General features: G+C 61.2%; 17 protein-coding genes. 10 read left to right on the plus strand and 7 right to left on the minus strand.

Annotated elements, in window-relative coordinates:
• Positions 1-6 precede the first annotated feature (6 nt).
• Positions 7-963, plus strand: a complete 957-nt coding sequence (locus tag KTJ78_RS12460; protein WP_254259677.1) for a GlxA family transcriptional regulator — start codon at positions 7-9, stop codon at positions 961-963.
• Between the two features lie 135 nt (positions 964-1098).
• Positions 1099-2124, plus strand: a complete 1026-nt coding sequence (gene gap, locus KTJ78_RS12465) for a type I glyceraldehyde-3-phosphate dehydrogenase (RefSeq protein WP_217136286.1) — start codon at positions 1099-1101, stop codon at positions 2122-2124.
• 12 nt (positions 2125-2136) lie between these two features.
• Here the strand turns inward: gap and KTJ78_RS12470 are convergent, their stop codons facing one another.
• Genes KTJ78_RS12470 through KTJ78_RS12490 form a run of 5 tightly spaced genes read right to left on the minus strand, consistent with a single transcriptional unit; the run spans position 2137 to position 7231 of the window.
• Positions 2137-2544, minus strand: a complete 408-nt coding sequence (locus tag KTJ78_RS12470; RefSeq protein WP_217136288.1) for a RidA family protein — start codon at positions 2542-2544, stop codon at positions 2137-2139.
• A 58-nt stretch (positions 2545-2602) separates the two neighbouring features.
• Positions 2603-3556, minus strand: a complete 954-nt coding sequence (locus tag KTJ78_RS12475; protein WP_217136290.1) for a sugar kinase — start codon at positions 3554-3556, stop codon at positions 2603-2605.
• Positions 3553-4815 (minus strand): alanine racemase, encoded by a 1263-nt coding sequence (locus KTJ78_RS12480; protein WP_217136291.1) that lies wholly within the window; start codon positions 4813-4815, stop codon positions 3553-3555. The genes KTJ78_RS12475 and KTJ78_RS12480 overlap by 4 nt, the downstream gene beginning before the upstream one ends.
• Positions 4812-5621 carry an IclR family transcriptional regulator gene (locus KTJ78_RS12485; RefSeq protein WP_217136293.1) on the minus strand — a complete coding sequence of 270 codons (810 nt, stop codon included), beginning with the start codon at positions 5619-5621 and terminating at the stop codon, positions 4812-4814. The genes KTJ78_RS12480 and KTJ78_RS12485 overlap by 4 nt, the downstream gene beginning before the upstream one ends.
• Complete coding sequence (locus KTJ78_RS12490) at positions 5618-7231, minus strand: N-acyl-D-amino-acid deacylase family protein (protein ID WP_217136295.1); 1614 nt, start codon at positions 7229-7231, stop codon at positions 5618-5620. Before KTJ78_RS12490 ends, KTJ78_RS12485 begins: the two co-directional genes overlap by 4 nt.
• 185 nt (positions 7232-7416) lie before the next feature.
• Here KTJ78_RS12490 and KTJ78_RS12495 point away from each other — a divergent pair, with 185 nt between their 5' ends.
• The 7 genes from KTJ78_RS12495 to KTJ78_RS12525 are packed head-to-tail and all read left to right on the plus strand — an operon-like array spanning position 7417 to position 14654.
• Entirely contained in the window at positions 7417-8961 is a 1545-nt protein-coding gene (locus KTJ78_RS12495; RefSeq protein WP_217136297.1) for an ABC transporter substrate-binding protein, read from the plus strand.
• Positions 8962-9012: 51 nt separating this feature from the next.
• Positions 9013-9819 carry an ABC transporter ATP-binding protein gene (locus tag KTJ78_RS12500; protein ID WP_217136299.1) on the plus strand — a complete coding sequence of 269 codons (807 nt, stop codon included), beginning with the start codon at positions 9013-9015 and terminating at the stop codon, positions 9817-9819.
• A complete protein-coding gene (locus tag KTJ78_RS12505; protein ID WP_217136301.1) occupies positions 9816-10808 on the plus strand; it encodes an oligopeptide/dipeptide ABC transporter ATP-binding protein in 993 nt (330 codons plus the stop codon). The genes KTJ78_RS12500 and KTJ78_RS12505 overlap by 4 nt, the downstream gene beginning before the upstream one ends.
• The gene (locus KTJ78_RS12510) at positions 10805-11752 is read left to right on the plus strand and encodes an ABC transporter permease (RefSeq protein WP_217136302.1); all 948 of its coding nucleotides are present in this window, start codon (positions 10805-10807) and stop codon (positions 11750-11752) included. The genes KTJ78_RS12505 and KTJ78_RS12510 overlap by 4 nt, the downstream gene beginning before the upstream one ends.
• A complete protein-coding gene (locus KTJ78_RS12515) occupies positions 11749-12618 on the plus strand; it encodes an ABC transporter permease (RefSeq protein ID WP_217136304.1) in 870 nt (289 codons plus the stop codon). The genes KTJ78_RS12510 and KTJ78_RS12515 overlap by 4 nt, the downstream gene beginning before the upstream one ends.
• Positions 12619-12639: 21 nt before the next feature.
• Positions 12640-14004, plus strand: coding sequence for a serine hydrolase domain-containing protein (locus tag KTJ78_RS12520; protein WP_217136306.1), 1365 nt, complete (start codon positions 12640-12642; stop codon positions 14002-14004).
• On the plus strand, positions 14001-14654 hold the full coding sequence (locus KTJ78_RS12525; protein WP_217136307.1) for a bifunctional 4-hydroxy-2-oxoglutarate aldolase/2-dehydro-3-deoxy-phosphogluconate aldolase: 654 nt from the start codon (positions 14001-14003) through the stop codon (positions 14652-14654). Before KTJ78_RS12520 ends, KTJ78_RS12525 begins: the two co-directional genes overlap by 4 nt.
• Positions 14655-14669: 15 nt before the next feature.
• Here the strand turns inward: KTJ78_RS12525 and KTJ78_RS12530 are convergent, their stop codons facing one another.
• The gene (locus tag KTJ78_RS12530) at positions 14670-16616 is read right to left on the minus strand and encodes an ABC transporter ATP-binding protein (RefSeq protein WP_254259693.1); all 1947 of its coding nucleotides are present in this window, start codon (positions 16614-16616) and stop codon (positions 14670-14672) included.
• A gap of 235 nt (positions 16617-16851) precedes the next feature.
• Between KTJ78_RS12530 and KTJ78_RS12535 the strand changes: the two genes are divergently transcribed.
• A complete protein-coding gene (locus KTJ78_RS12535) occupies positions 16852-17436 on the plus strand; it encodes a GNAT family N-acetyltransferase (protein ID WP_254259678.1) in 585 nt (194 codons plus the stop codon).
• On the opposite strand, the gene ribH is transcribed toward KTJ78_RS12535, so the two are convergent.
• Positions 17433-17903: a 6,7-dimethyl-8-ribityllumazine synthase gene (gene ribH, locus KTJ78_RS12540; RefSeq protein WP_217136313.1), complete on the minus strand. Its 471-nt coding sequence runs from the start codon at positions 17901-17903 to the stop codon at positions 17433-17435. The genes KTJ78_RS12535 and ribH overlap by 4 nt on opposite strands.
• Positions 17904-17967: the final 64 nt, after the last annotated feature.

The following is a 17967-nucleotide window of genomic DNA, read 5'->3' on the forward strand; positions in this document are numbered from 1 at the left end:
GAAACAATGATGGTCGGTGAACGGCAAATGCACAGGGTCGCGATCGTGGTTTCTGAGGGTTCGAAAGCGGTTGACGTTGCGGTCCCGGCACAGGTGTTTTCGACGCGGGCTAGCATGCCTTATGAGGTGCGCGTGTGCACGGCGGTACCCGGGGCTGTGCAGGGGGCTGACGGTCTCAGCTATACGGTCACGCACGGTCTTGAAGCGCTTGAGTGGGCCGAAACCATTTTTGTGCCGGGCTTTGGCGCCCCTGACACGGTACGTCCTGGAGTAGGGCTCGTCGAAGCGGTGCGCAGGGCGAGCGAACGGGGAGCCCGCATCGCGGCGATCTCGACCGGCGCTTTCGTGCTCGCCGAAGCCGGACTGCTTGATGGAAAGCGGGCAACCACGCACTGGCACTATTCGGGTGTTTTCGCCGAGCGTTACCCAGAGGTCGACACTCGTGAGAACGTTTTGTTTGTTGACGAGGGTGTTGTGCTGACATCGGCGGGGGGTGCGGCGGGGCTCGACCTGTGCCTGCATATCTTGCGTGCCGACCTCGGGGTGAGCGCCTCGAACCACGCGGCCAGACGGGTTATCGCACCCCCGTACCGCAGCGGTGGCCAAGCCCAGCTCATCGAGCGTAGCGTACCCGACGCGAGGGGTGAACAGTTTGCTGCGACGAGGCAGTGGGCACTCGAACGGCTCAGCGACCCCCTTACGGTCGGGCAGCTCGCGGCACATGCCCACGTAACCGAGCGTACGTTCGCGCGAAAGTTTCTCGCCGAGACCGGGTACACACCCATGCAGTGGATCATGCGCGCCCGAGTCGACCGTGCCCGTGAATTGCTCGAAGCGAGTGAACATCAGGTTGACCAGATTGCTGGTGAAGCCGGGTTTGGAACTCCCGCGAGCATGCGTGCCCACTTTAAACGAGTGCTCGGGATGACCCCGCTTGAGTATCGATACTTGTTTACGGGGTAGCTGAGACCACGCTGTCTGCAAACTGCGCAAGTTTGTCTGTGTGAGACCTGCCGCTTCTCGGTGAACGCCACGATCATGGGTTATGAAGGCTGAGAACACCCGGCCCATCACACCGTGCAAGGACGAAGGAGTGTCATGGTACGCATTGCAATTAATGGTTTTGGCAGAATTGGGCGCGGCATGCTGCGGGCCTGGCTCGCGCGTGAAGAGCTCGGGCAGGCGATCGAGGTTGTCGCGGTGAACGACCTGATGCCGGCTGAGACGCTTGCCTGGCTGCTTCGTGCTGACAGCGTGTATGGCATGCTTGGCGAGCCGGTGAGCGTTGAGGGCGACGACGTATTGCGGGTTGCTGGCCACGAGATCACGTTGCTTGCCGAGCGTGACCCCGCCAAGCTCCCTTGGCGCGACCTAGACATTGATGTGGTGCTTGAGTCGACAGGGTTCTTCACGAAGGCCGAGGCCGCGAGGGCTCACCTGCGTGCCGGGGCCCAGCACGTGCTCGTGAGCGCGCCATCGAAGGGCGCCGACGCGACCATTGTGATGGGGGTGAACGACGAAACGCTTCGGGGCCGGCAGGCAACGATCGTCTCGAACGGCTCGTGCACGACGAACGCCATCGCTCCGATCGCGCGGGTACTGCACGATCTCGCGACGATCGAGCAGGGCATGATGACAACGGTTCACGCCTACACCGGTGATCAGATGCTCGTTGACGGCCCACACTCTGATCTGCGCCGGGCGCGAGCAGCCGGTCTCAATCTCGTGCCCACCTCGACGGGTGCTGCTCGCGCGATCGGGTCTGTGATTCCCGAGCTTGACGGAAAACTTTCGGGCGACGCGATCCGCGTTCCTGTTGCCAGCGGATCACTCATTGAACTCACGGCGCACGTCTCGCGCGAGGTGAGCGTTGAAGAGGTGGTCGCGGCCTATGCCGAGGCTGAGCAGGCGAGGCTCGAAGGGATCTTGGCGGTATCGCATGATCCGCTCGTCTCGTCTGACATCGTGGGTGACCCGCACTCGGTGGTGATTGACGCGGGGCTCGTTCGCCAGGTGGGCAATCACGTTAAAGTCGTCGGGTGGTACGACAATGAGTGGGGTTTCTCGAACCGCATGCTTGAGACGGCTCTCGCTATCGCAGAGGTGGCGAAGAACGGGGCCTAAAGGCCCAGGGCCCTACCCCGAGATCACCGCGAGGGCGTCGATTTCGACGAGCATTTCGGGGTGGGGCAACCCGGTAAAGACCGTCGTGCGACAGGGCAGCTGGCCTCCCGGCACATGCTTGGAGACGAACTCGCCATAGGCGTCGTTCATGCGTGCGAAGAGTGACTGGTCGGTGAGGTACACGCGAAACATGAGCACGTCTTCGACCCCGGCGCCTCCCGCCTCGAGAATCGCTCGCACGTTTTCGAGGGTGCGCATCGTTTGGGCATAGACATCGCCAGCAGCGATATAGGTGTTTGTTTCTGGGTCCATGGGCCCCTGGCCCGAGACCTGCAGCATGTTACCTTTGCGAAGGCCCTGCGAAAAAACGTGCGCCGGGGCCGGTGCCTGGTCGGTCAAGATAACTGATGTTGTCGCCAAAATAATCTCCTCTGATCGTGGACAAACTGAAAATAGAGCGCTCGAGGCACCCCTGTGCTTAGCGTAAAATATCGCGGTGTTCGGCGCCGAGCTCGTCGAGAGTGGGAAGCCCCTCCCAATCGCCAACGACGGTGACCGAGTGGGCGGCGACGAGTCCCGCAAAGTCGAGGCATTCTTGGGGCCCGAGACTCGTCAAGAGGCCATGAATGTATCCCGCTGCGAAGGCATCGCCGGCACCGACCGGGTCGCATTCGGTCACCTCGGTAAGGTGCTGCGTGTATACGGTGCCGTTCAGCGCAATTGCGCCCTCGGCGCCCCGTTTGATGATGACCTGTGAGGGGCCGAGTGCTGCCACCTCACGTGCCACGGCAACGTCATCGATGTCGGTGACGGGGTGGCCGAGAAGCACTGCTGCCTCGTCGGTCGTTGCAAAGACCACGTCTGCCGATGCGGTGAGCTTGCGAAGCACCGGTGTCGCGACGTCTTCAGACCAGAGTGAGGCGCGGTAATTCAGGTCGAGCGTTACTGTGACCCCGGCCTGTCGTGCGACTGCCGCAGCCGCTAATACGGTTTCGAGCGGCCCGGGCCCTAAGGCGGCAGTAATGCCCGTGAGGTGCAGTACTCGCGCTGAAACGATATCGGCAACGGGAAGGTCAGCGGGCGTGAGGCTCGCGCCAGCGCTGCCTGACCTTGCATACTGCACGGCAGTTCGGCCGAGGCCCTTGGGGCCCCTCACCATGATGCCGGTGTGCGAGGGGCCAAAGAGTGACGGGGTCGTGACTCCTTCTGCGGTGAGCTCGCGATTGATGAACTCGCCGAGTTCGTCATCCCCGAGCCTGCCCACCCAGGTGACTCGGTGACCGAGGCGAGCGAGGCCTATCGCAACGTTTGATTCGGCTCCTCCGAATGACAGGTGAAAAGGTGGGCGCGATGAGATCGGTCGCCCAGAGGGTGGGAAGAAAAGGCCCATCGATTCGCCGATGGTGACGACCTCGGGGTGTGCGTGGGTCATGAGAAGTACATCCGAATCAGGTCGCGAACCGTGTGACGCTCATCGACGAGCGGCACGAGGCTCCAGCGGTCGAGCGTTGTGCAGGGGTGTGAGATGCCGAGCTCGACGAGGTCGCCGACCCGGGGTGCTGTCGTGTCGTTAAACTGCGCGGGGTCGAAGCTGATGAATGCATGCTGGTCGGCGAGTTCGGTGACCGTCGCATTCATACCACGCGGTGAAGAGCCGTCTCGCAGCCGGGTTGAAAGCACACCGGGTAGCCCTTGGTCGAAGCCAACATCACGTCGACCGCACAGTACCAGCGCAAAGCCGGGCTCGGGAATGCTGATGATGGGGGCCCATACTCGAATTGCGGCGAGAAATTTAGGGGTTTCTGCCTTGCCTCGAGAAAGAGGCGTGAGCCCCTCATAAAAACCGCTGTCGTGTGTGAGGTAAGCACCGCTGCGCAGCACAACGTGGTCGGCGGGAAAGGAAGCCTGCTCGAGCCCGTCAAGCGCCTCGGCAAAATACGCGCTACCCCCGATGCTCACGATTGCGTCGGAGGGCAAGAGGCCTGCCGCCTTGAGACGGTGAACATTCTCTCCGAGTTCACGAGCGAAACTCAACACGCGCTCGGCCGCCGCCTCGCTGTCTGGGCCGCCTAGGGTGCCCTCGTACGCGGCGACACCAGCGATACGCACCCCCGGTGTTACCGCTGCCTTCGCTGCGAGTGCTTCGAGCGCGGCGAAGCCACGGGTCCCGGTGCGGCCGCCTGCATGACCGACCTCGAGAAGAACCTCGATTGGTCGAGAGGTGGCTTCACCCGCTGGCGCGGCGAGGAGTTCGAGACCCTCGACCGAGTCGGCGTAGACGAAGCATGAGAAGGTCTCGTCTTGGGCGAGCTCGGTACGTAACCAAGCGATTGCGCCCGGCTCGACGAGTTGGTTTGCGAGCAAGAGGCGTTGAAAACCAAAAGATCGGTATACACGCAGTTGAGTGGGGGTAGCGGCGGTGATCGCCCAGGCACCAGCCGCCATCTGTGCTTCGGCAAGCTGCGGCGACATTGCCGTCTTGCCGTGGGGTGCGAAGCGAATGCCACGTGCCCGTACGTAGCGCATCATTGCTTCGATATTGTGCTCGATAGCCTGTTGGTCAAGACTGAGCTGCGGAAAATCACGGTTTTCATCAAAGAGCGATGAACCAATGAGATCTTGCGGGTTTGCCTCGGCGTTGAGAGCGGGACCGAGCCCCTTGGTGAGGCTGAGCGATAACGGTGGAATCATTGGGAGCTCTTTCCTTCGTGAATGATGGCGCCCAATCGACGAGAAATCTCACGGGCGGTGTGTGTAACAAGTGGCACGAGCTCAGGCACTCGGGTGCTCGGCACGCGGGTGACCGGCCCTGAGACGCTCAGCGCATGAGAGCACTCACCGCTTGCATCAAAAACTGGCGCTGCGACGCAACGAATACCCTCTTCGTTCTCGACGTCGTCGATAGCCCACCCCTGCTCACGAACACGCGCGAGCTCTTGGCGAAGCTCACGCTCGTTGGTGATCGTTGTTGAGGTTCGGGCGGGCATCCCTGCGGCGAGCACTGATGCTATGGCCTCTTCGCTCGCGTGCGCGAGAATGCATTTGCCAACGCTGGTCGAATACATCGGTTGGGTGTTGCCGATGCGTGAGAACATGCGCACTGCGTGGGGGCTATCGACCTTGTCGATATACACCACGTGGGGCGTTGCCGAACGCACAAAGTGCACCGTCTCGGCCGTTTCTGCGCTCAACTCGACGAGCAACTGGTGCATGTCTTTGCTCGGTTGTACCCCGGCCAGGTAGGTTTGCCCGAGACGCGCGGTTTGCCAGCTGAGCCGGTAGGCGCCCGAGACGGGCACCTGCTCGACGAACGACATCTCAACGAGGGGCTGTAAGAGCCTCGTGACCGTGCTTTTGTTCAGGTCGAGTGCTGCAGCAACCTGCGTAATGGTTTGGCCCTCACCGTGAACGTCATCGCCGAGGTGCTGCAAAATCGAGAGTGCGCGCCTCAGCGATGCCGAATTGTTTCGGGGTGCCTGTGCGGGGGTGGGGTTCATAACGCTCTTCTCCTGCTCGAACGACGAATGGCTCGACCGGGAGTGAATTGCGTGAGCTTTCCCCCCGAGAGAGCACTCGTGCCAGTAACGGTTACTTCCATCATGCCGTGAGCAGGCAGGGTTGGGCTCTCATACGTTGCGGCATCATTCAGACTTTCTGGGTCAACGAGAACGAAGTCGGCAACTGAACCTATTTCGGCTCGGCCACGGTTACCAAACCCAAAGCGATCAGCTGCGCGGTGAGAAAGGTGGTCGGCCGCATCGGCCCAATTCCAGTCTTTCCAATCGATGACGTGGCGGCGCAGCATCCGAGCGAAGCTGCCCCAGCCGCGGGGGTGCGGGTGGCTTCCGAGATAAATGCCGTCGCTGCCGCCCATGTGCGCTTCGTGGTTTGCAATCGTGCGAAGGTTCTCGCTGTCGTGGTTTGCCGCGTGATTAACGACAGCGCCGACGCCGAGCTCGGTCGCGACGAGCATCTCGCAGATCGTCTCAGCGGTCGAGAGCCCTGCTTTTTCAGCTATGTCCCCGAGACGCTTTCCCTCGGCCCAGGCCCAGTCGCGGTGTGCGGCAACCGAGACGGTGAGCTTCTCGTAGAGGGGCTCGATCGTTGGGAACCAATCGGCTATGAGCGCGGCACGTTGAGAGCGGTCGGCAAGGGCATCAAGCGTACGCTGAGGCCCTCCTTGCTGCAGCTCGGGTGGCAGCGCGAGCATCGCAAGAATGGTGTTGCCCCGGTGGTACGGGTACGAGTCGAAGGTGATGTCAACCCCGTCGTGTCGTGCCTGATCGATGATTGGTAGGGCGATATCAGCGGGTGCGTGTAGGTGTGAGATGTGCAGGGGTGCGCCGCTTACTTTCGCAAGATCAATGCACTCGCCAAGGCCGCCCGGTGCAGCAAGCTCGTAGCCACGAACATGGGCCACGAGGGGTACTTGCTCTTCGGCCGCAATCGAAGCGTAGGTCGCGAGCTCTTTCGGGTCGGCGAAGCCCCCTGGCACATATTCGAGACCGAGTGAAATGCCCACGGCGCCCTCGGTGAGTGCGTCACGAACGAGCTGCGCGGCCTCGTCGCGCTGCCGTTCGGTGAGGGGGTCTTGTGCAAACCCGGTCACAGCGCTGCGCACTGTGCCGGCTGGAACGAGCATGGCCGCGTTGAGTCGTGTCGCACGAGAAAAATGTGAGAGTACATTGGCAATGCTCATGCCGTTTTCGTAACCAAGGGGCAGGGGGCCGTTGATCGCTGAAAAGTATCGTTCGTTGAGCGGCGCCGATTCGGGCGTTGTTGGTGCAAAGGAAACGCCGTCTTGGCCTATCACGACGCCGGTCACGCCCTGGCGCAGCAGGCCGTGCTCGACCTCATCACGGTGTAGGGCACCTTCAGCATGACTGTGCGCGTCAATGAAGCCCGGCATGGCAACGCGACCATCGGCTTCAATCACGTGCGTCGAAGCGCTTGACGTGGCATGGAGCGTGGGGCTGTTCGCGGGCAGGATTTCAGTTACGACACCATTCGTCACAACAACGGTTGCGGTTTCGAGCAGCGCAGAACCACGCTTTGGAAAGCGGGCATTGCGAATGATGAGGGTTTCTGGTGCCTGCGAATTCGTCACAGAGATCTCTTTCGAATGGGTGTCGAGAACGGCGGTGTCGTCGTGTGATTTAACTGTGCCACATCTCATATTTTTTTGCAATGCAAACTCCGATGTTGCAATGCACAAATTTTCCTGATAGTTTCCCAACAAGTCACATGACTTCAGCTTCCCAACCAACCGCTTCCAATGACGGAAGGAAACCCATGTCAGCCTTACACCGTTCGCTGCGCTCGACACTTGTCGCGGGTATCGGCATCACAAGTCTTGCCCTACTCACCGCTTGCAGCCCTCCAGACACCGGGAATGGCCGAGGGGGTGAAGGCGACGGGGGTTCTACGCGACTCACGGTCGCCGAAACAACCGCGCCATCAACCCTCGATCCGCAGCGCTCCGGGCTTTTTGCCGATCGCTTTGCTTGGCAACTGAGCTACGAATGCCTCATGTCAACCACGGCCGAGGGCGAAGTGAAGCCGGGGCTTGCAACCGAGTACACGCTCTCTGACGACCGCACCGAGTACACGTTTACGCTTCGCGAAGGGGTAACCTTTCACAACGGCGACTCACTCGATGCCGACGATGTGGTGTACAGCTTCGAACGGCTCTCAGAGAGCCCAGACCGCTTCGACACCGAACTCTTTCCAACGCTTTCACACGTCGAAAAGGTTGACGACATGAACGTGAAGTTCGTGCTCGATAGTCCCGACGCTGGGTTCGTGAACAACATGGGCAACCCGCTTGTATGGGGTTGCTCGATCATGAGCGCTTCGTCGGCCGATGACAACCTCGCGACGCAAATGATCGGCACGGGCCCGTGGGCACAGACCGCGTACGAGCCTGAAACGAGCCTCACCTTCGAACGCAACGATGAATACTGGGGCGAGAAGACCAAGGCAGAAGAGCTCTCGCTGCTGTACATTCCCAATATGGGCACGCAGGTGAGCAACCTCAAAGCCGGCAACGTCGACATTATCTTCCCTGATCAGGGGTCAGTCGAAGAGCTGAAGGGTGACGGTTTCACCGTCGATAACGTTCATACCGACTCGACAATCTTCTTGCAGATCAACAACACGAAGGCGCCCTTCGACGACGAGCGCGTGCTGAAGGCCATGGCGCTGGCGTTCGACCGCCAGGAGCTTGCCGACCAGGCATACGGCGGCGCCGCTCAACCGAGTGGTTACCTGCCACCGAGCCTGGCGTGGGCGCCGAAGGTGAGCGACCTGCCAAACCACACGCAAGATAGCGAGCGTGCAAAAGAACTGCTCGCCGAGGCTGGCCACGCAGATGGTCTCGATCTCAGTCTTATCTATATCAACGGTTATGACCCGGGAACAAACGACCTGCTTGCAATTATGCAAAAGCAGCTTGGCGACGCAGGGTTTAACGTGACGCTTGAGCCGCTTGAAGCCGCGGTGTGGAGCGCGACCCGTGGCGATCTCGGGGTGTATGAGCTGAGCTGGAACGCGCAGTCGTACTACGCAAACCCATACCAGTACGTTGCCCCTGTTCCCGGCCGCCAGGGCGAGGTCCCAGCGTCGCTGCAAACCCTCATCGATGAGGCATGGAACGCTGCGAGCGAAGAGGAATACCAGAGCGCTTTGAGCGCCGTGGCGACCCACGAAGCCGAGATCGTGTACCCCACGATAACGCTGCTGGCACGTGACATGTTTGTCGCCTACGAGGCGGGCGTACAGGGAATCGACATTCCCTCCAGCCAGAGCCGTACCTTCCTTTCACAGGTCACCAAATAGCACGCTCCGTGGGCCGGGCGCCATGCCCGGCCCACGGTAGAAAGGCTTCGCATGCTAGAACTCAAAAACGTATCGGTCACGTACCGTGCCGGTAAACGGCCAGCCGTATCGAATATTTCGCTGACGGTAGCCGAGGGTGAGCGACTGGGCATCGTTGGTGAATCGGGCTCAGGTAAGAGCACCCTCACCTCAGCTATTCTGCACGCCCTGCCACAGGGGTCACGAGTCGACGGTGAAATTACGTTTCAGGGCCGTGAGATCAGCTCGCTCGGTGAGTCACAGTTTCGCGCGCTTCGCAGTGTCGAGATCGCGCGCATTCCGCAGGACCCGCTCGCAAGTTTGAGCCCCGTGTTGCGTGTTGGCGACCAGGTGAGGCATGTGATTCAGGCGCACCGCTCGGTGTCAAAACGAGACTGCATTCCGCTCATTGAAGAAGCCCTCGCCGAGGTCGGTATTCCAGAGCCGCACATCAAACGCCGTGCGTTTCCGCACGAGCTTTCTGGTGGCATGCGACAGCGAGTGCTCATCGCGATGTCGCTGGTCAACGAACCAACGCTTCTCATCGCCGACGAGCCCAGGACAGCACTTGACGTGACCGTGCAGGCACAAATTCTTGACCTCATTCAGCGCGAACTCGATACGAGAGGCATGTCGATGGTGCTCATCACCCACGACATCGGTGTCGTCACCGAGGTGTGCGACCGAATTATCGTCATGAGGCACGGCCAAATCGTTGAAGACGGGTCGACCGAAGAGCTTTTGCGCAACCCTTCGCACCCTTACACGAAACAGCTCTTTGCCGCGGCTCGTATGCAAGGGGCCACGACAGAATCAACAGGGCAGGTGAAAACACCATGACCAACTCCCGCGCGTATGCGCTTGAAGCAACCGGCATTGAACGCCGCTTCGCTCTTCCGCAAGACAAACTCTTTGCGCCCAAACGCTTTTTGCACGCTGTCGACGGCATCGATGTTCGAGTTCGCGAGGGCGAAACTCTCGGGGTCGTTGGCGAGTCAGGGTGCGGAAAATCGACGCTCGGCCGGGTTCTCATCGGCCTTGATAAGGCCGATGCCGGAACCATTGCCTGGGGCGGATCGCCAGCTGCTGCCCACACCGGCGCCGTGCAGGCCGTTTTTCAAGACCCGTCGAGCGCGCTCAACCCGAGACGCTCGGTGGGCGACTCGATCGCTGAAGCGCTACCAAAGCTGTCGCAGCGTGCACGCAACGATCGTGTCGCTGAGCTCATGGGGCTCGTTGATCTCGATGAACAACTCATGCACCGTTACCCGCACGAACTCTCGGGAGGTCAGCAGCAGCGCGTGTGCATTGCTCGTGCGATTGCTTCTGACCCCACACTCATCTTGCTTGATGAGGCGGTGAGTTCGCTTGACGCGTCGTTGCAAATGCAGGTCATCGAGTTGCTGCGTGAGCTGCAGGAACGCACCGGTGCAGCCTTCATCTTTATTTCGCACGATCTGCGAGCGGTGAGGGGTGTGAGTGACTGGATCGCGGTGATGTACCTTGGCCAGATCGTCGAACTTGCGCCAGCTGACGAGTTCGACGATCAGTTGCGCCACCCGTATTCGGTCGCCCTTCGCTCGGCCGAGCCGAGCATTCCTGGCGATCCCTTCGTGGCCGAGCGCATCATTCTCGAGGGAGACCCGCCGAGTGCAGTCGACCTACCCGTGGGGTGCCGTTTTGCGTCGCGCTGCCCGGTTGCACAGAAGCGCTGCTTCGAAGAAGCACCCCCGCTTGAAAGCGATGATGCGGGCCGGGCAATTCGATGCCATTTTCCTGGCAGCCTGCAACTGACACGAAGGCACGAGAAAGAGAGCCAGCAGCCATGACGAAATATATTTTGGGGCGCGTTCTCGCCTCGCTCGGCGTGGTGTTTGTCTTGAGCTTGCTCATCTTCTTCGCTGGGCGCGGCCTTGTTGACGGGAGCCCCGCTCATGTGATTGCGGGATCACAGGCCTCACCTGAACGCATTGCACAGATCGAGCACGAGCTCGGCTTCGATCGTCCGATCATCGTGCAATACGGTGAGTGGCTGTGGGGCGTCGTGCGAGGTGACTTTGGCACTTCTCCCGTCACTGGGTTACAAACCATAGAGGTGTTGCAGCAGCAAATTCCCGTATCGTTTGAGCTTGCAGCGTTGAGCCTGCTCGTCGCGATCGTGCTGGGCGTGCCGCTCGGTGTCATCGCGGCCAAACGTGCTGGCAGTGCCATCGACGTTGGTATTCGTGTGCCGATGATCTTGCTCTTTGCCATTCCTGGCTTCATCACCGCTACCATCACCATTATTCTGGCGACGAACTACTTTACGAACCTTTACTCGCCAACGTACATTCGTTTTGAGCAAAGCCCGCTCGGAAATCTCCAAACGATGATTCTGCCAGCGCTCGGCGTCGGTATTCCTACCGCACCTCTCGTGATGCAAATGACCCGAGCGTCGATGATCGAGGTGCTGCACCAGCCCTTCGTGGCTGCCGCTCGCGTGAATGGTCTTTCAAACCGTCTCGTCACGTATGGCTATGCGTTGCGGGCCTCGCTGCCACCAATCTTGACCTTTATCGGGTTCACCTTTGGCGCGCTCATCGGCGGTCTGCTCATCGTTGAACAAATCTTCAGCCTGCCCGGGCTCGGACGAGGCATTCTGCAGTCGATCAGCACGCGTGACTTTGTGCAGCTCAACGCGCAGGCAATTGTGCTCGCGGGTTCATTCATTCTTGCCAACCTCGTCGTTGACTTGCTCGTGCCCGCTCTCGACCGAAGGATCGCGAGAAAATGACCACTGAACTCACCGCCACAATCGTCAATACCTTGCCTGAACGGGCGAAGCGCAAGCTACCATCGCCCGTTGGCCTCGTCGCTTTTAGCGTCATTGGCCTCTTTATCCTGTTCGCGGTCATTGGCCCATGGGTTGTTCCTTACCCGCCGAACGAACTCAATGTCGGCGAGCGGTTGCTGCGGCCTTCGGGCGAGTTTCTCTTCGGCACCGATGCGCTCGGCAGAGACCAATTGTCGCGTGTGCTTACCGCGATACGGCCTGCGGTTATCGCGGCCTTCGCTGCGACCGGGTTCGCTCTCATTCTCGGTACCCTGCTGGGCATAGCAGCGGGCTTTTGGGGCGGGAAAGTCGATAGCATCGTCTCGAGAATCATTGACTTTCTCTTTGCCATTCCCGAGTACCTGCTCGCCATTCTCGTGCTTGCCATTCTTGGCCGAGGCCTTATGAACGCGGCTATCGCGATCGGTATCGTGTTCATTCCTCGTTTCGCGAGAACCGTTCGTAGCGCGACGCAAGAGGTAATGAGCCGCAACTACATTAGTGCCGCTAAGCTCTGTGGGCGCAGCGAGATGAGCATCATGGCGAGACACGTGCTGCCAAACATCACGTCGCCGCTCATCGTCATCTCGGCCATCAATCTCTCGATGTCTTCTGGAGCTTATGCAGCGCTGAGTTTTCTTGGCTTCGGTGTGCGGCCTCCAGATCCTGACTTCGGCTCGATGATCTCTGACTCGTTGCAGTACATCGGGAGCGACGCATGGCTCATCGTGCCTCCAGCCGCGGTGTTTGTCATCTTTATTCTCGCGATTAACCTCGCCGGTGATGCGATTCGTGACTTACTCGACCCCAAATCTCAGAAAGCGTGACCCCATCTCATGAAGTACGAAATGCACTCATCACCCAGCGACATTCAGGCTCTAATTGAGAGCCGAGCTGCCGAGCTACTCGAGCGCCATCAGGTACCCGGGGTTGGTATCGGGCTGCGCGTCGGCGATGAAACCGTAACGCTGGGAGTGGGGGTTACGAATCTTGAGCACCCCCTGCCCGTGACCGGTGACACGATTTTTCAAGTTGGGTCAATATCAAAAACATTTGTGGGCGTGGTTGCGGCACAACTCGTTAATGAGGGAATGCTCGACATTGATAAACCTGTTGCGCCGCTGCTCGCTGACCTCGGGCCGCTAGATCGTCGCATCACAATGCGGCACCTGCTCACACACTCTGCCGGTATTGACGCCCAGTACATGATCGGCAATGCCAGGCAACTGCTCGCTCACGGGGCCGACGACAGCATTCAGGCTTCGATCGCTCACTTCGCCTCAGATGTGCCCATGTTTGCGCCCGGAACGAACTATTCGTACTCGGGGCCTGGTTTTATGGTTGCGGGTGCCGTGATCGAGCGCCTCACCGGAAAGCCGTGGCATGAGGTGTTGCAAGAGCGCGTGCTTGATCCGGCTTCAATGGGGCGTACCTTCACCCGCGCCGACCAAGCCATCACGCATCGCGTTGCCGCCCCGCATGATATTACTGACGGGGTAGCGCGCATCGCGAGAAACGAGGGCTGGCAACTTGGCTGGCAGCTGCCAGGGTGGGATGTTCCGGGCGGTGGTGTTTTGAGCACCCCGGCTGAGCTGCTCTCGTACGTTGAATTTGCTCTCGAACAAGACGCCCAAACGCAATGGTCGACCACGCTGCAGCAGGGGCACGAGCCGAGGCTCGCAATAGGGTATGCGTGGATGAAGAGTGAAAAGCGTGGCCTCCAAACGCTCGGGCATGACGGCCTGACAATCGGTTACGCAAGTAGGCTCACGGTGCTGCCAGAAGCCGATGTTGCAATCGTGTTGCTCAGTAACTCAGTGAAGGGCAAGCCGCTGGTGCGGGAGCTTGAACAGCTGATTCTTGACGGGCTTTTCGGCCCAGAAGAAGCACCGCACATTCCCGACTTCGAGCCAGAGCGCTACGCCTTTCTCGAGGGGCTGTATGACTGCGGGTTCTATGGGCAGGTCGATTTGCGCATTCGCGCAGACCGAAGCGGCTTCGAACTCATCTCGCTACCTGCGAACCGTCAAGATGGCTCGTTCACGATCGATCCGCTCTCAAGCCCGATCCTGCTGCCCGTTGCCGACGGAGTGCTCTCGGCCGAGCCACGCAGCAGCGACCCCGATCACTGGGTACCGTACATTGTTGATGAGTCAGGTGAAGCTATTGCACTGAGAATTGGGTCGAGAATAGCGAAAAAGGTGGCGTCATGACCGCCCGACACCGGACACTTCAACAGATTTCAGGCCACGGTATTATCGCCGTGGTTCGAGCTTCGACATCGCAGCGAGCACTCTTCGCCTCTCGGGTACTCATCGAATCTGGCATTCGTGCAATTGAGGTAACCTATACCGTTCCTGACGCGAGCGGGGTCATCTCTGAGTTGCGAGACGAGTACGGGGCCGAAGCGGTGATTGGGGCGGGCACCCTCACGAGCGTCGCGAACGTAGACAACGCAATCTCTGCCGGAGCCCAGTTTCTCGTCTCGCCCGGGCACAGCACCGCGGTCACGGCCGCGGCAGTCGAGAGCGAGGTGCTCACGATGATCGGTGCGTTTACCGCGAGTGAGGTGATGGCTGTGCTCGATGCCGGAGCCGATATTGTGAAGTTCTTTCCCGGTGGCCTGGCCGGCCCCGCGGGCATTCGTGCACTGGCTGGCCCCTTTCCAGATGCCAAAATTGTGCCGACGGGAGGGGTTTCCCCCGCGAACCTCGGCGACTGGTTTTCGGCTGGTGCGGTGGCCGTGGGCGCAGGCAGCGACCTCGCTCCGAGTGCAGCGGTTGAGCAGGGCGATGCGGCAGTACTGCAAGCGCGAGCAACCTCCTTTACTGAGGCGCTCGCGCGAGCACGCGGGCAAGCCTAGGCTCCGGTCGCGTCCTTACTCGGCGTCGGCCGGCACGAGCAGCTGGTGCTGCGCGAGTTCGCGGTACAGGGGCACCTGCTCGACAAGTTCGGCGTGGGTGCCCTGGCCGATGACCTCGCCGCCGTCGAGCACGACGATGAGGTCTGAGTCAACCACGGTCGAGAGCCGGTGCGCGATCACGACGAGCGTGCGCCCGGTCGCGACCGAGTCGAGGGCCTCGCGCATGAGGCGCTCGTTGACGCCGTCGAGCGATGCGGTCGATTCGTCGAGCAGCAGAATGGGCGGAGCCGTGAGCAGCGCGCGCGCAATCGCGAGGCGCTGCTTCTCGCCGCCCGAAAGCATGATGCCGTCTTCGCCGACCTGGGTGTCGAGCCCCTGCGAACCGTCGCGGGTGAGAATGGTGCCGAGGTTCACGGCCTCGAGCACCCGGGTGCAGGCCGCGTCGCTCGCATCAGGTGCTCCGATGAGTAGGTTCTCGCGCAGGGTTCCGGCGAGAATGGGGGTGTCTTGCTCGACGTAGCCGATCTGCGCGCGAAGGGCCTTTCGGTCGAGCGCGCGAAGGTCGGTTCCGTGCAGCGACAGCGAGCCCTCATCGGGGTCGTAGAAGCGCTCGATGAGGCCGAGCACGGTCGACTTGCCGGCACCAGACGGGCCTACGAGCGCAACGCGTGCTCCCCGCGGCACCGCGAAGGTCACGCCCTTGAGCACGCGGGTTTCGACGATCTCGGCCGGTGCGGCCTCGTAGTCACGCATTGCGCGCCGGCCAGAACCCTCTGGCACATCGCTGAGCTTGAACGGTGCGGCCGATCGGTAGGTGAAGTGTACGTTGTCGAGCGCGATCGCCGGCACGTCACCGCTCGTGGGCACCTCGAGCGGCACGATGCGCCCCTCGGGAGTCGCGGCCGCGATCTCGGCGTCGTGCTCGGTCTCGGTGCTGAGCCGAGTGATCTCTTGAATACGGCCGAGCGCGCCGAGCGCCTGGTTTGCCGCATTGATGGCGCCGAAGGCGAGGCCGAGCGGCTGCACGAGCATGAAGAGAAAAATGAGAAAGACGACGAGGCTCGAGATTTCGAGCGTTCCCGTCGCGACGCGGTAGCCACCAGCGCCGAGCACGGCGAGAAATGAGACCTGCAGCGCGATAAACGAGACCGGAACGATGAACGCCGAGATGCGCGCGACCTTGAGGCCGTAGCCGTAGGCCGACTCGGCCTGCTCGGTGATCGTCGCTGCCTCGCGCTCGGTCGCGCCGGCCGCGCGAATGGTGCGGATCGACGAGATAGCGCGATCCACACTCGCCGCGAGGTCGCCCACCTTTTCCTGTGAACGGGCAACGGCGGGGCCGATGCGTGAGCCGAGCGCGAGTACGAGTAGCAGGGCAACGAGCAGCACCCCGAAGGTGATTGCAAAGAGCACGGGGTCGATGATGAGCATCGCGATGAGTGCGCCAATAAACATGAGGGCGCCGCCCACGACCTCGACGAGCCCCTGGGTGAGCACCGCTCGCAGGAGCGTCGTGTCAGAGCCGATGCGTGAGACGAGGTCGCCCGTGCGGCGCTGATCGAACTCGCTAATGGGCAGGTGCAAAATCTTGGCTATGAGCGTGCGGCGGCTCGAGAGCACAACGCCCTCACCCATGCGCTGCAATAGGTAGTGCTGCGTGCTGTTGAAGAGGGCCGAGAAGAGCACGAGTACGACGATGCCCCAGATGAGCCAACCGAGCGGCTCTGCGTCGCCCACCCGCGTGATGACCTGGCCAACGATGAGTGGCTGTGCAAGCGAGGTGATCGCCCCGAGCAAGCTCAGCACAATGATGACGGTGAGCAGCGCTTTCTGCTCAAAGAGATACGGCAAAAGCTCGCCAAGGGTCGCTCTCGGGCCCTTGGGTGCGGCGCCTTCACGACCGCGTTTTCGGCCGGGGCGCGAACTGCGTTTCTTGGTCCCTGCGGGGGGAGCGGTGGACAGCGCGGCATTGCTTATATCGGGGGCGTCGTTCACTCTCGCTACGCTACCCCATCTGCCTGCAATAGATCTGATGTGCGGCTCCGTGGCCGGGGTGAAAATGCGCGGTCTCGGGTCTCTTGGAAGGCCAGATTGCTGTGTTAGTGTGCACAGAGAATACGGGCGCCCCGCGCCAGGGAGACGACGGAGTCGAGTGACCGCTGTGCGGTGTGCTGCGGCCTGAAGGATGGTTGAGTGAATGACTGAAAACGCTGAGAGCCTTGAAGCGTGGGCCGGCGGCCTCTTTACTGAGGGCAGCGTGCGGCTTCGGCAGTTTCGGGAGAGCGACACTGAGAAGCTCAGCGAGTGGTGGCGCGAACCGTCGGTGACGCTCATGCAAACCGACCGTATGCCCGTCGGCGATGACGCCACGCTCACCGAGATGTTTCTCATGTGGAACAAGAATGACACGCCTTCGGCGTGCGGCTACTCGCTCATCAATCACGAGGGAGAGTTCGTTGGTCACGTTTCACTCTGGGGCGTGACCCCGCCCACGATGATTGCCACGCTCGCGGTGATCGTGGGCCCCGAGCACCAGGGCAACGGCCACGGCCGTGACGCGGTTCTAGCCGCACTGCGCATCGCCTTTGAAGAGATGGGGGTCAACAAGGTCGAGTTGCAGGTGTGGCACTTCAATACTCGCGCCCGTCGGCTCTACGCCTCGCTCGGCTTCGTTGAAGAGGGAGTACGCCGAGCGGCGGTCTACCACCGCTCGGCGTTTCACGACCAGGTACTCATGGGCATGTTGCGCGACGAGTACCTGGCAATGGCGGCTCGTCGCTAGCCGCGCAGCTGCGACACGAGCAGCGCCGTGTTGAGCGCGGCCTCAGCGGCCTCCTGGCCCTTTGACTCCTGCGACCCGGGCAGCCCCGAGCGTTGGAACGCCTGTTCGTCGGTATCGACGGTGAGCACCCCAAAGCCAACGGCCTTGCCCGTGTCGAGGGCAACGCGGGTGAGCCCGTCGGTCACCGCGTTGCACACGTAGTCGAAGTGCGGGGTTCCGCCGCGCACGATGACGCCGAGGCAAACGACCGCGTCGAACTCACCGGCGAGGGCCGCCTGAGCGGCGACCGGAAGCTCGAAGGCGCCGGCAACGCGGTGCAGCTCGAACTCGGCGCCCGCGCTCTGCAGTGTGCTGCAGGCTCCCTCGATAAGCCCGTTCATGATTTCTTCGTGCCAGCTGCCTGCGAGCACGGCGACGCGAAGGCCCTCTGCCTCGATCGCGAGTGATGGGGCTCCTGAACCCGCCATGGTGATCCTCCTGAAAGTCGTTTCGATGTGAATGCGCCGGGCCCCGCGGAAGGGGCCCGGCAGA

The sequence above is a fragment of the Leucobacter chinensis genome, from assembly GCF_019049105.1.
Lineage (GTDB): Bacteria > Actinomycetota > Actinomycetes > Actinomycetales > Microbacteriaceae > Leucobacter_A > Leucobacter_A chinensis.